The organism is Amycolatopsis jiangsuensis, from assembly GCF_014204865.1.
Lineage (GTDB): Bacteria > Actinomycetota > Actinomycetes > Mycobacteriales > Pseudonocardiaceae > Amycolatopsis > Amycolatopsis jiangsuensis.
In genome coordinates, this window is record NZ_JACHMG010000001.1 from 4040651 (window position 1) to 4051881 (window position 11231).

The 11231-nt window shown below is 71.2% G+C and carries 11 protein-coding genes; 6 read left to right on the forward strand and 5 right to left on the reverse strand.

Features of this window, described 5'->3' with window-relative positions; translation table 11 throughout:
* Positions 1-45: 45 nt before the first annotated feature.
* Entirely contained in the window at positions 46-1641 is a 1596-nt protein-coding gene (locus BJY18_RS17735) for a M4 family metallopeptidase (RefSeq protein ID WP_184781032.1), read from the forward strand.
* Between the two features lie 242 nt (positions 1642-1883).
* On the forward strand, positions 1884-2921 hold the full coding sequence (locus tag BJY18_RS17740; protein WP_376774684.1) for a chitinase: 1038 nt from the start codon (positions 1884-1886) through the stop codon (positions 2919-2921).
* Positions 2922-2995: 74 nt separating this feature from the next.
* On the opposite strand, the gene dapE is transcribed toward BJY18_RS17740, so the two are convergent.
* Positions 2996-4069 carry a succinyl-diaminopimelate desuccinylase gene (gene dapE, locus BJY18_RS17745; protein WP_184781034.1) on the reverse strand — a complete coding sequence of 358 codons (1074 nt, stop codon included), beginning with the start codon at positions 4067-4069 and terminating at the stop codon, positions 2996-2998.
* 43 nt (positions 4070-4112) lie between these two features.
* On the opposite strand from dapE, the gene BJY18_RS17750 reads away from it, so the two are divergent.
* The 3 genes from BJY18_RS17750 to BJY18_RS17760 all read left to right on the forward strand — a co-directional run bounded on the left by BJY18_RS17750 (position 4113) and on the right by BJY18_RS17760 (position 6618).
* Positions 4113-4553, forward strand: a complete 441-nt coding sequence (locus BJY18_RS17750) for a hypothetical protein (protein ID WP_184781035.1) — start codon at positions 4113-4115, stop codon at positions 4551-4553.
* Between the two features lie 29 nt (positions 4554-4582).
* Positions 4583-5563: a 2,3,4,5-tetrahydropyridine-2,6-dicarboxylate N-succinyltransferase gene (gene dapD / locus BJY18_RS17755; protein WP_184781036.1), complete on the forward strand. Its 981-nt coding sequence runs from the start codon at positions 4583-4585 to the stop codon at positions 5561-5563.
* Between the two features lie 101 nt (positions 5564-5664).
* Positions 5665-6618 (forward strand): CHAD domain-containing protein, encoded by a 954-nt coding sequence (locus tag BJY18_RS17760; protein ID WP_184781037.1) that lies wholly within the window; start codon positions 5665-5667, stop codon positions 6616-6618.
* A gap of 756 nt (positions 6619-7374) precedes the next feature.
* Here the strand turns inward: BJY18_RS17760 and BJY18_RS17765 are convergent.
* Positions 7375-8793, reverse strand: a complete 1419-nt coding sequence (locus BJY18_RS17765) for an FAD-dependent monooxygenase (protein WP_184781038.1) — start codon at positions 8791-8793, stop codon at positions 7375-7377.
* 82 nt (positions 8794-8875) lie between these two features.
* Between BJY18_RS17765 and BJY18_RS17770 the strand changes: the two genes are divergently transcribed.
* A complete protein-coding gene (locus BJY18_RS17770; protein ID WP_184781039.1) occupies positions 8876-9493 on the forward strand; it encodes a TetR/AcrR family transcriptional regulator in 618 nt (205 codons plus the stop codon).
* Between the two features lie 4 nt (positions 9494-9497).
* On the opposite strand, the gene dapC is transcribed toward BJY18_RS17770, so the two are convergent.
* The 3 genes from dapC to BJY18_RS17785 all read right to left on the reverse strand — a co-directional run bounded on the left by dapC (position 9498) and on the right by BJY18_RS17785 (position 11214).
* Positions 9498-10583 carry a succinyldiaminopimelate transaminase gene (gene dapC, locus BJY18_RS17775; RefSeq protein ID WP_184781040.1) on the reverse strand — a complete coding sequence of 362 codons (1086 nt, stop codon included), beginning with the start codon at positions 10581-10583 and terminating at the stop codon, positions 9498-9500.
* The gene (gene fdxA / locus BJY18_RS17780) at positions 10580-10900 is read right to left on the reverse strand and encodes a ferredoxin (RefSeq protein WP_184781041.1); all 321 of its coding nucleotides are present in this window, start codon (positions 10898-10900) and stop codon (positions 10580-10582) included. The genes dapC and fdxA overlap by 4 nt, the downstream gene beginning before the upstream one ends.
* A 116-nt stretch (positions 10901-11016) precedes the next feature.
* Positions 11017-11214, reverse strand: a complete 198-nt coding sequence (locus BJY18_RS17785; protein WP_184785071.1) for a hypothetical protein — start codon at positions 11212-11214, stop codon at positions 11017-11019.
* Positions 11215-11231 lie beyond the last annotated feature (17 nt).

Below are 11231 nucleotides of genomic sequence, written 5' to 3' on the forward strand. Positions count from 1 at the left end.
TGCACCGGACTCCCCTTCCCCATCCGTGCACCCGAAAGGACCCCGATGCCGTCCAAATCCGGGCTCACCACCGGTGTGGCCGCTGCCGGTCTCGCCCTCTCCCTGCTCGCCCTGCCGGTGACGCCGGCGGCCGCGGCTCCCGCCCCGCCTCCCGCCGATCCGCTCGCGGTCGCCGCCGCGGCGGCCGACAGCGGCGTGGCCGCACTGCTGAAGGGCCCGGCCGAAGCGTTCCACCGCGTCGGCACCACCGCCGGTGACGCGGGACTGTTCTACAACGCCTACGAACGCACTTACCAGGGCCTGCGCGTGGTCGGCGGGGACGCGGTGGTCACCAGCGACAGCGCCGGTCACGTCCGGGGCACCGCGGCCGCGAACACCGCGGCGATCAAGGTGGGCACCACGCCGGGTGTGGACGCGAACCGCGCGGCCGGCGTCGCCCGCAAGCAGCTGGCCACTGTGGACAGTGTGCGCGAACCGGAGCTGGTCGTGTTCGGCGGTGCCGAGCCGAAGCTGGCCTACGAGGTGGTCGTCGCCGGCCGCTCAGTGACCACGCCGACCACGCCGAGCAACCTGCACGTGCTCGTCGACGCCGCGAACGGATCGGTGCTGGCCCAGCGCGACGACGTGAAGTCGGAAGCGCCGACCGGGTCCGCTGCCCAACCGGGAACGGCGAAAACCGTTGCCGGTCAAGGGAACAGCTACTACGTCGGCGACGTGGACATCGACACCACCGGCGACGGCGGCACGTACTCGATGACCGACCCCGGCCGTTCCGGCATCAGCTGCGGCGAAGAGGGCGGCGACGTGTTCTCCGGCCCCGACGACCAGTGGGGCGACGGTTCCGGCACGAGCCTGGAAACGGCCTGCGTCGACGCGCTCTTCAGCGTGCAGACCGAGTGGAAGATGCTGAAGGACTGGCTGGGCCGCGACGGAATCGACGGCAACGGCAAGGGCTTCCCCGCCTCGGTCGGACTCGACGACGCGAACGCCTACTGGGACGGCCATTCCACGCACTTCGGCCATGCCTCGGACAACCAGCGCCAGGCGAGTTCGATGGACGTGGTGGCGCACGAGTTCGGCCACGGCGTCTTCCAGAACACCCCCGGCGGCTCGGGCTTCGGCAACGAGAACGGCGGCCTCAACGAGTCGACCGGCGACATCTTCGGCGCGCTGACCGAGGCGTACGCGAACAACCCGAAGGACACCCCGGACTACGAGGTCGGCGAGGGCGTGAACCTGGTCGGCGACGGGCCGATCCGGTACATGTACGACCCGTCGAAGGTCGGCGACCCGAACTGCTACTCCGACGACATCCCGAACACCGAGGTGCACGCCGCGGCCGGCCCGCAGAACCACTGGTTCTACCTGCTGGCCGAGGGTTCCGCGCCGGAGGGCAAGCCGGCCAGCCCGACCTGTGACGACAGCACGGTGACCGGGGTCGGCATCCAGAAGGCGGGCGAGATCTTCTACAACGGCCTGCTCAAGAAGACCTCGTCGTGGGACCACCAGGCCGCCCGTGAGGCCACCCTGGAGGCCGCCAAGGAGCTGTACCCGGACAGCTGCACCGAGTTCGACACCGTCAAGGCGGCGTGGAGCGCGATCAGCGTGCCCGAGGTGAGCGGCGAGCCGACCTGCGGCTGACGCATCGAGCATCGAAGGGCCGCCGTGGACCTGTCCGCGGCGGCCCTTCGATTTGTCTAGACCACCCGAACGCCGGTACGCAACGACGTCCGCGGCGGCCTAGTGTGCAGCGCAACCGGGGGAACCGTGCTCAGACGGGAGCCGTCATGTTCGGTCGGAAATCTCGGAACGCTCTGTGGTCGCGGAAAGTCCTGTCATCACGAAAAGCGCTGTGGTCGCGGAAACCACTGCGGTCACGGAAAGTGCTGTGGTCCGTACCGGTACTGGCCGGATTGCTCGTCCTGCCGCTGGCCGGGACGGCGCCCGCCGGGGCGGCACCGCAGGCGGACACCTGCGCGGTGAAGTCCCGGCCGGACGGCCCGGTCCTGCAGGGTTACTGGGAGAACTGGGACGGCGAGGCGAACGGGGTCCATCCCGGTCTCGGCTGGGTGCCGATCACCGACGCGCGCATCGGACAGCACGGTTACACCGTGCTGAACGCGGCCTTCCCGGTGATCAGCTCGGACGGCACCGTGCTGTGGCAGGACGGGATGGACACCGGGGTCAAGGTCGCCACACCGGCGGAGATGTGCGCCGCGAAAGCCGCCGGTGCCACCATCCTGATGTCGATCGGCGGCGCGACGGCGGGCATCGACCTGTCGTCCAGCACGGTCGCGGACCGGTTCGTGGACACCATCGTGCCGATCCTGCAGAAGTACAACTTCGACGGGATCGACATCGACATCGAGACCGGCCTGTCCGGCAGCGGGGACATCACGACACTGTCGGCTTCCCAGGCCAATCTGGTGCGCATCATCGACGGCGTGCTCGCCCGGATGCCGGCGAACTTCGGGCTCACCATGGCCCCGGAAACCGCGTACGTCACCGGCGGATCCGTCACCTACGGCTCGATCTGGGGATCGTATCTGCCGATCATCAAGAAGTACCTGGACAACGGCCGGCTGTGGTGGCTGAACATGCAGTACTACAACGGCTCGATGTACGGCTGCTCGGGCGACAGCTACGAGGCGGGCACCGTCCAGGGCTTCACCGTGCAGACGCAGTGCCTGGAGCAGGGCCTGACCGTGCAGGGCACCACGGTGAAGATCCCGCTGGACAAACAGGTTCCCGGACTGCCGGCCCAGCAGGGGGCCGGTGGCGGGTACCTGTCGCCGGATCTGGTGTCCGAGGCCTACCGGAGCGTGCCGGGGCTCAAGGGCCTGATGACCTGGTCGCTCAACTGGGACGGCTCGAAGGGCTGGAGCTTCGGCGACACCGTGAAGTCACTGCAGGGCCGCTGACCTCTCATGCGGGTCAGGTACCCGGCCCGCATGAGTTCGCCGGCCGGCAGGCCGCACGAAACCCGCCGACCTCTTCACGCCAGGAACGTGCGCAGTGTGTCCGCGACCTGCCGGATCTCCGCGACCCGCACGTGCTCCTGCTGCGTGTGCGCGAGCGTGGGATCGCCGGGGCCGAAGTTGACCGCGGGCATGCCCAGTGCGGCGAACCGGGCCACGTCCGTCCAGCCGAGTTTGGCCGCCGCCCGTCCGCCGGCCGCGGCCACCAGTTCCGCGGCCGCCGGTGCGGACAGCCCGGGCAGCGCCGCCGGTGAAAGGTCCACAAGGGACACGTCGAACCCGTCGAACACCTTGCGCACATGGGCTTCGGCCTGCGGTGAACTACGGTCCGGGGCGAACCGGTGGTTCACCGTCAGCACCGCCGCGTCCGGCACCACGTTCCCGGCCACGCCGCCGGAAATACCGGTGGCCTGCAAGCCTTCGCGGTAGGTGAGGCCGTCGATGTCCACCACCCGCGGCGAGTATCCGGCCAGCCGGCCCAACGGCTCGGCAAGCGCGTGGATCGCGTTCTCCCCCATCCACGCGCGTGCCGTGTGCGCGCGGGCACCACTCGTGCGCACCTCGACGCGGAGCGTGCCCTGGCAGCCGGCCTCGATCACGCCGTTCGACGGTTCGCCGACGATCGCCAGGTCACCGGCGAGCCATTCGGGCAGCTCGCGCTCGATGCGGCCGAGACCGTTGCGGGTGGCCTCGACTTCCTCGTTGTCGTAGAAGACGAACGTGATGTCGTGCTTCGGCTCCGGCAAGGTGGCGGCCAGGTGCAGGAACACCGCGTCGCCGCCCTTCATGTCGACCGAGCCCAGGCCGTGCAGCACCTCGTCGCCGCCGGAGCCGGTGCGCCGCGAGGGCAGGTTCCCGTTCTCGGGCACGGTGTCCAGGTGCCCGGCCAGCACGACGCGCGAGCCGCGGCCGAGCTGCGTGCGGGCGAGCACGGCGTCGCCGTTGCGCACCACTTCGAGGTGCGGCGCCTGCTCGACGAGCGCGGCCTGCACCGCGTCCGCCAGCTTCGCCTCCTGGCCCGAAACGCTGAACACGTCCACCAGAGCGGCAGTGAGGTCGGCAGGGTCGGCACGCAGGTCGAGCGAGGTCATACCGGCACCGTACCCAGGTCAGGCGGGGGCTACCGTGAGGGACGTGCGCACGCGAACCTCCCTGGTCGCTCTGGGCGTCCTTACCGTCGTCCTGACCGGCTGCAGCCACGAGGCGGGTCCCACGCCCGGCCCCAACCCGGGTACCCCGGGCCCGGACGCCCTGCCGATCAAACTCGACGCGCTCTCCGCGGACGCCTGCTACAGCAGCCCGGAGACGCAGCTGCCCCGCGGCTGTGAGAAGTACGTCACCGAGGTCGGCGGCACCGCAGGCGCCGTGCACCAGCGGGCGCAGGCGGGCAAGACCGTCAACCGGCCGCTCGACGCCCAGGGCACCGCGCTGGACCAGGCAGTCGGCGCGTTCCGCGGCGCCGGGTGCACCACCGTGCCTTCGCCGGGCGGCGCGTGCACGAAGGCGCTCAGCGACATCGCGACCGCCATCACCGCGGTGAAGAAGCAGGTGAACCAGCAGGCCACCACGGGCTGAGGCGGCGCGGCTCGGCTACCGTGACCGGCGTGAGCGAGCAGACCCCTGACCCCGAGAAGACCGGCGCCGTCGGCGTCGGGCTGGCCACCGTGACGTCCGACGGGACGGTGCTGGACACCTGGTATCCGCAGCCGAAGCTGACCGGGCCGGGTACTTCCGGCACGGAGCGGCTGACCGCGGAACAGACCGCGGAGCTGCTCGGCGAGGCCGCTGCCGCGCTGCTGGGCCTGGACACCGACCGCGGTGCCGAGGTCGTCGCGGTGCGCGTCACGATCGGCAGCCTTGCCGCCGCCCCCGCCGACGCGCACGACGTGTACCTGCGCCTGCACCTGCTTTCGCACCGGCTGGTCCGGCCGCACGGACAGAGCCTCGACGGCATCTTCGGCCTGCTGGCCAACGTCGTGTGGACCAACCACGGGCCGTGCCCGGTCGAAGGCTTCGAGCAGACCCGGCTGCGGTTGCGTTCCCGCGGCGCGGTCACCGTGTACGGGGTGGACAAGTTCCCGCGCATGGTCGACTACGTCACGCCCACCGGCGTCCGCATCGCCGACGCGGACCGCGCGCGCCTCGGCGCCCACCTGGCACCGGGCACCACCGTCATGCACGAAGGCTTCGTGAACTACAACGCGGGCACGCTCGGCGCGTCGATGGTCGAGGGACGCATCTCGGCCGGTGTCGTCGTCGGCGACGGCAGCGACATCGGTGGCGGCGCGTCGATCATGGGCACGCTCTCCGGCGGCGGGACCGAGGTGATCTCCGTCGGCGAGCGCTGCCTGATCGGCGCGAACGGCGGTATCGGCATCTCCCTCGGCGACGACACGGTGGTTGAGGCCGGCCTGTACGTGACCTCCGGTACCAAGGTCGAGGTCGACGGCAAGACGGTGAAGGCCCGCGAGCTCACCGGCATTTCCGGCGCCGTGTTCCGGCGCAACTCCGCGACCGGCGCGGTGGAGGTCGTGCCGAGGACCGGTGCGGGCATTGAGCTGAACGCCGCACTGCACGCCAACTGAACGGGCGAGCAGTCCGGCCACCGGACAGCGGGTGTCTCCCTTGCAGGAGGCACCCGTTTTCCGTCTCCGCAGGCGCCGTTCGTTCACCTACCATTGAGGTGATGACCACCACACCGACGCCGCACGCACCGGAACCGACCACACCGGCCGCGCTCGGGCTCCCCCGGAAGCCGCGGAAAGCCGGTCCGGCAGCGCCGGCCGCCACGCACCTGCGCGTCGGGCTCGAGCGCGAGCTCCGGAAACTGCTCGCGCACGAACCGGGTGCCCGAGCCGGTACCGATCCGGAGGACGTGCACCGGATGCGGGTCGCGCTGCGCCGGATGCGCAGCACGCTCAGGGCGTCCGGACGGCTGCTCGGGCCGGCGAGCGAACAGGTCCGGGCGGAGCTGGCCTGGCTGGGCCAGGCGCTGGGCGAGGTCCGCGACTACGACGTGCTGATCGACCACCTCCGCGAGGTCGTGGCCACGTTCGAGGTCCGTGACCAGCCCGCAGGGCGCCGGCTGGTGTCCCTCTTCGTCGCCGAACGCGCAGCGGCCCGCGAGCGGCTGGCCGAGGCCATGGCCGCCCCGCGCTACGCGACGCTGCTGCAGAGCGTCGCCCAGCTCACCCGGCTTCCCGACCACGAGATCGACGAGACCCCGGCTGCCGAGCCGAACCTCGCCGCCGACGTGCGCAAGCGGTACCGGAAGCTGACCAAGGCGGTCCGCGCGCTGCCGTCCCCGCCCCCGGACGGCGACCTGCACCGGCTGCGCATCCACGGCAAGAAGCTGCGCTACACCGCGGAGCTGGCGCGTGCGTCGGCGAAGAAGAAGCAAGCCGCGAAGCTCGCCGGACTGATCAAAGCGACGCGCAAGTTCCAGACCGCGCTCGGCGATCACCAGGACGCCGTGGTGGCCGCCGAGAAGGTACGCGCCGCCGTCGCCGGTACCGACGCCGAGCTGGGCTTCATCGCGGGCCGCGTCGCCGAACACGAGCTGGCCAAACAGGCCGAAACACGAGCCGCGTGGCCCGGACGGTGGAAGCGCATCCGCAAAGCCGCCCGCCCCGTCTCCTGACCGGCGACGCCCCGCCTGGCCGGCTTCGGCCGGGCCGGCTTCGGCCGGGCTGGGCTTCGGCCTGCCGGTGAGTCCGGATTCGGCCGGATTCGGCCGGGCCGGCTTCGGCAGCGCTTCGGCCGGCCCGGGTCTGGCCGGGCTTCTGCCGGGCCGGACCGACCTGGCCGGTGAGGCCGGATTCGGCCGGGCTTCCGCCGGCCCAGGTCTGGCCGGACTCGGCCGGGCTTCCGCCGGGCCTCGGCAGCGCCGGACCGACCTGACCGGCGAGCCGGACCCGGCCGTGCCGTTCGCGCCACCACCCCGCTGCGGCGAGCCGGGGATGCCTTGCCGTGCAAGGCATCCCCGGCGGCACGACTCGACTTCCCGGCGCACCGCAACTCAGCAACGGCAGCGCGGCCACCCGGCTCACCCCACCAGCAACGCAACCACGCCCCACCCGGCACGAGCCCCCAGCCCACCCACCAGCCGCCACGACCACCCGGCTCACCCCACCAGCAACGCAACCACGCCCCACCCGGCACGAGCCCCCAGCCCACCCACCAGCCGCCACGACCACCCGGCTCACCCCACCAGCAACGCAACCACGCCCCACCCGGCACGATCGCCCAGCTCACCCACCGGCAGCGCGCCCCCCGGATCGCCCCACCGGCAGCCACAACCACCCGGCTCACCTCACCAGCAACGCAGCCACGCCCCACCCGGCACGAGCACCCAGCTCACCTCACCTGCCGGGCACAACCGCCCGGCTCACCCGCCTCAGTCCACCGACCAGACGTACCCGTCCGGCCGGACCACGACTCGGCGGCCGGGCTCGGCGGCGTACGCCGCGAACGCGTGGCCGCTCATGTCGACCAGCTCCTCGCCCTTCGCGACCGAACCGGCGGGCACCACGCGGTACGCCGGGTGCTGCGAGCCGAGCGGGCCGTCCCCGAACCGGAGTTCGGTCGCGTGCGGACCGCGGAACAGGTCGAACAGGCGCACCTGCTTGCCGTTCGCGTCGGCCAGCGGAGCGTCCGGCGCACGGTCGCCCGGACGCAGCGCGCCCGTCCCGGCCGGTGCCAGCGGGCCGCCCCGGTAGGTGATGTCGAGGCCCTTCGTCTCGTCGCCACGCCGGTGCGCGTCCTCGGCGCCGTCGAGGTACTTCTCCAGCAGCTCGGTGGAAACGCCGATCGCGCGGGCAGCCACCGCCCGGCGTTCCGGTTCGTAGCTGGCCAGCACCTCCGGCGTGCCGTCGGCGAGCTTCCAGCCGAGGTTGTACGCGTCCTGCACGCCGGTGTTGAGCCCCTGGCCACCGGTCGGCGGGTTGACGTGCGCGGCGTCCCCGACGAGGAACACCCGGCCGCTTCGGTACTCCGCGGCGAGCCGGATGTTCGGCCGCCAGACCGTGGACCACGCGAGGTCGTGCAGCCGGACTGCGCCGCCGGACATCGCGTCGAGCCGGGTCTGCAGCGCGGCCAGTGAGGTCTCCGGATCGTGCTCACCCTCGCCGAGTTCCGAGCCGAACTGGAAGTACGGCGTGCCGGCCAGCGGGGTGAACATCACCCCGGACCTCGGGTCGTCCGAGGTGGCGAACCAGTAGGAGGCGCTGTGGTCCAGGCCTTCGGCCTGCACGTCGCCGAGCAACATCCGCAGCGATTCGTCCGTGCTGCCCTCGAACGCGATGCCCAGCGTCTTGCGCACCAGGCTCTTCCCGCCGTCGGCACCCACCAGGTACCGCGCGCGCACGGTCTCGCCGGTGGACAGCTCGGCAGTCACTCCCGCCTCGTCCTGGGTGAAACCCGTCAGCCCACTGCGCAACTCGACCGGCACCCCGAACTCGGCCAGCCGGTCGCGCAGGATCGCTTCGATCTGTGACTGGCCAAGCATGCAGCCGTTCGGATACGGCGTGTCCGGCGTCGGCTCGGCCAGCTCCCGCATCCATCGCACGGTCGTGTACTGCCCGTCCAGGTACACCCGCGTCGGATAACCCTCCGCGCCCGCCGCGAGCACCGCGTCCAGCACGCCGAGGTCCTCGAAGACCTCCAGCGTGCGCGGCTGCAACCCGTCCGCACGGGACCCGGCGAAGTACTCCTGCGCCTGGTCGACCAGGCGCACCGCGACCCCGCGGCGTGCCAGATCGATCGCCAGCGTCAGCCCGGCCGGCCCCGCTCCCGCGATCAGCACCGTCGTGTCCATGACCCCTCCAATGAACTATGATTCAGTGAATGTAGATTCAGACTGCTCGCTGCTAGCGTTCCTGTCAAGGAGGTGCCGGTACATGACTGCCACGAGCCGCAAGGAGAAGGCCGCCGAGACGGAGGCTGCGCTCAAGGAGGCGGCCATCCGGGTGTTCGCCCGCAAGGGGTACCTGAACACGAAGATCACCGACGTCACGGCGGAAGCCGGCCGCGCCGCGGGATCGTTCTACAACCACTTCGCCGGCAAGGAGCAGCTGCTCGAGGCACTGCTGGCCGACCTCGCGGCGGCGAGTGACGTGCGCGCCGGAGACGTGGATCATCTGAGCGACTTCACCGACCCGGAGGCGGTTCGCTGGCACATCCGCGAGTACTGGGACTACTACCGCTCACACGCGGCGATCATGCTGGCGCTGCGGCAGGCGGCCATGGTGAACGACGAGTTCGCCGCCACGCTCGCGAGTTTCGGCGCGGCGCAGGCCGCCGACCTCCACGGCCATCTCGACCACATCGGCGCCGCCGGGCACCGGCTGCCCGCGGAGGCGCACGTGTCGATCGCGATGATGTACCAGCTGGTCGAAGGCTGCGCGCAGCTGTGGCTGCTGAACCCGACGCCCGGCTGGCCACCGCCGACCGACGAGGCCGCCGTGGAGGCCATGACCAGGTTCGTCTACCGCGGACTGACCGGCCGCGACTACTGAGGGCTCAGGCGGAGAGGCGCTGGGCGGCCGCGTCGATGCGTTCGTCGGTCGCGGTGAGCGCGACGCGCACGTGGGAGCCGCCTGCCGGGCCGTAGAAGGTGCCAGGAGCGACGAGGATGCCGCGCTCGGCCAGCCATTCGACGGTCGTCAGCGCGGGTTCACCGCGGGTGGCCCACAAATACAGCCCGGCCTCCGAGTGCGAGATTTCGAAACCGTTGTCCTGCAACGCCTTGCGCAGGACCAGCCGGCGCCGCTGGTAGCGCTCGCGCTGGGCGGCCAGCGCCTCGTCGTCGGTCAGCGCGGCGACCATCGCCCCCTGCACCGGCCGCGGCACGATCATGCCGGCGTGCTTGCGCACCTCCAGCAGGTCTTTGACCAGCTTCGGATCGCCGGTCACGAAGCCGGCGCGGTAGCTGGCCAGATTGGCCGACTTGGACAGCGAATGCACCGCGAGCAGGCCATCCGTCCGTCCACCATGGACGGACGGATGCAGTACGGACAACGGCTGCGCGTCCCAGCCGAGCGAGAGGTAGCACTCGTCGGACACCACGACCGTGCCGCGCTCGCGGGCCCATTCGACCACCTTGCGCAGGTGGTCGACGCCCAGCACGCGACCGGTCGGGTTCGACGGCGAATTGAGCCAGAGCATCGCCGGGCGGCGCGGGCCGAGCTGGGTCAGCCCGTCCGCGCGCACCACCTCGGCACCGGCGAGCAGCGCGCCCACCTCATACGTCGGGTACGCCAGCTCCGGGATGACCACCACGTCGCCGGGCCCGAAGCCGAGCAGCCGCGGCAGCCAGGCCACCGCCTCCTTCGACCCGATGGTCGGCAGCACCGCGTCCGGTTCGAGGCCGGTGATCCCGTGCCGGCGCCCGAGCGCCTCGATCACCGCCGAGCGCAGCGCGGGCGTGCCGTGCGTGGCCGGGTAGCCGGGGATGTCCGAGACCAGCGCGAGCGCGTCGCGGATGCTCGCCGGCACCGGGTCCACCGGCGTGCCGACGGACAGGTCCACGATCCCACCCTCGACCGCCTGCGCGCGAGCCTTGACCCCGGCGAGGGAATCCCAGGGGAAGTCCGGCAGCCGGGTCATTCGCCCTGCGGGGGCAAAGCCTTGATGAAGGCCGGGTCGTGCGCGGTCTTGCCCACCTTCGACGCGCCGCCGGGCGAGCCCAGCTCGTCGAAGAAGTCGACGTTGGCCTTGGTGTAATCGGCCCAGTTGTCCGGCACGTCGTCCTCGTAGTAGATCGCCTCGACCGGGCAGACCGGCTCACAGGCGCCGCAGTCGACACACTCGTCCGGGTGGATGTACAACATCCGCTCGCCCTCGTAGATGCAGTCCACGGGGCACTCGTCGATACACGCCTTGTCGAGCACGTCGACGCAGGGCTCGGCGATCACGTAGGTCACTGCGTACTCCTGCTTTTCTCCTGCTGGGCCGTTGGTGCGGACATTACGCGCCTGCCGCACCACCGGTAATGGTTAGGCGACCCTTATTCCTGTCCCTGGAACGGAATCCGTGCCGTTCAGCGGTCCCGGCGACGGGGCTGCGGGGCGTCGCGGGCGTCCCCGGTGATGGTGAAACCCGGCCCGGCGGACGTGCCGTCCTCGCGTTTCTCCTCCAGCGTCCGCTTGAAGCCGTCGGCGATCTCGTCGACCAGGTCGTCGTTGTGCCGGTCGTCCTTGCGCACGTAGCTCATGAGGTTCTCCTGGGAATCGGGCACCCTTCTCCGTCACAATC

Excerpts from the sequence above, each read along its gene's own strand:
- BJY18_RS17735 (WP_184781032.1), top strand. The coding sequence starts at position 46 with ATGCCGTCCAAATCCGGGCTCACCACCGGTGTGGCCGCTGCCGGTCTC.
- dapE (WP_184781034.1), bottom strand. The coding sequence starts at position 4,069 with ATGACCTCGCTCGACCTGCGTGCCGACCCTGCCGACCTCACTGCCGCT.
- BJY18_RS17760 (WP_184781037.1), top strand. The coding sequence starts at position 5,665 with ATGACCACCACACCGACGCCGCACGCACCGGAACCGACCACACCGGCC.
- BJY18_RS17765 (WP_184781038.1), bottom strand. The coding sequence starts at position 8,793 with ATGGACACGACGGTGCTGATCGCGGGAGCGGGGCCGGCCGGGCTGACG.
- BJY18_RS17770 (WP_184781039.1), top strand. The coding sequence starts at position 8,876 with ATGACTGCCACGAGCCGCAAGGAGAAGGCCGCCGAGACGGAGGCTGCG.
- dapC (WP_184781040.1), bottom strand. The coding sequence starts at position 10,583 with ATGACCCGGCTGCCGGACTTCCCCTGGGATTCCCTCGCCGGGGTCAAG.